1 protein-coding gene is annotated in these 1,325 nt (G+C 37.4%); it reads left to right on the top strand.

What is annotated here, in order from left to right; translation table 11 throughout:
• The first annotated feature begins 11 nt into the window (after window positions 1-11).
• A complete protein-coding gene (tet(X), locus tag F1E73_RS16970; RefSeq protein ID WP_005783159.1) occupies window positions 12-1,178 on the top strand; it encodes a tetracycline-inactivating monooxygenase Tet(X) in 1,167 nt (388 codons plus the stop codon).
• Window positions 1,179-1,325: the final 147 nt, after the last annotated feature.

The following is a 1,325-nucleotide window of genomic DNA, read 5'->3' as shown; positions in this document are numbered from 1 at the left end:
GCCATTTTTGAATGACAATGCGAATAGATACAGACAAACAAATGAATTTACTTAGTGATAAGAACGTTGCAATAATTGGTGGTGGACCCGTTGGACTGACTATGGCAAAATTATTACAGCAAAACGGCATAGACGTTTCAGTTTACGAAAGAGACAACGACCGAGAGGCAAGAATTTTTGGTGGAACCCTTGACCTACACAAAGGTTCAGGTCAGGAAGCAATGAAAAAAGCGGGATTGTTACAAACTTATTATGACTTAGCCTTACCAATGGGTGTAAATATTGCTGATAAAAAAGGCAATATTTTATCCACAAAAAATGTAAAGCCCGAAAATCGATTTGACAATCCTGAAATAAACAGAAATGACTTAAGGGCTATCTTGTTGAATAGTTTAGAAAACGACACGGTTATTTGGGATAGAAAACTTGTTATGCTTGAACCTGGTAAGAAGAAGTGGACACTAACTTTTGAGAATAAACCGAGTGAAACAGCAGATTTGGTTATTCTTGCCAATGGCGGGATGTCCAAGGTAAGAAAATTTGTTACTGACACGGAAGTTGAAGAAACAGGTACTTTCAATATACAAGCCGATATTCATCAACCAGAGATAAACTGTCCTGGATTTTTTCAGCTATGCAATGGAAACCGGCTAATGGCATCTCACCAAGGTAATTTATTATTTGCTAACCCCAATAATAATGGTGCATTGCATTTTGGAATAAGTTTTAAAACACCTGATGAATGGAAAAACCAAACGCAGGTAGATTTTCAAAACAGAAATAGTGTCGTTGATTTTCTTCTGAAAGAATTTTCCGATTGGGACGAACGCTACAAAGAATTGATTCATACGACGTTGTCATTTGTAGGATTGGCTACACGGATATTTCCTTTAGAAAAGCCTTGGAAAAGCAAGCGCCCATTACCCATAACAATGATTGGGGATGCCGCACATTTGATGCCGCCTTTTGCAGGGCAGGGAGTAAATAGTGGGTTGGTGGATGCCTTGATATTGTCTGATAATCTAGCCGATGGAAAATTTAATAGCATTGAAGAGGCTGTTAAAAATTATGAACAGCAAATGTTTATCTATGGCAAAGAAGCACAAGAAGAATCAACTCAAAACGAAATTGAAATGTTTAAACCCGACTTTACGTTTCAGCAATTGTTAAATGTATAAAATGGAATAAAACGGCACATAACAAACAAATTGGCAATAGAGCCGGTGAAGTACTTCTATTGAACTTTTGTGCAATGTTGAAGATTAGTAATTCTATTCAACATTTGTGCTAAAAGTCGGCTCCATCGCCAATTTGCCAGCCGTTGT

Source organism: Arenibacter lacus, from assembly GCF_008711145.1.
Classification (GTDB): Bacteria; Bacteroidota; Bacteroidia; order Flavobacteriales; family Flavobacteriaceae; genus Arenibacter; species Arenibacter amylolyticus.
This window is presented reverse-complemented; position numbering and strand designations above follow the sequence as displayed.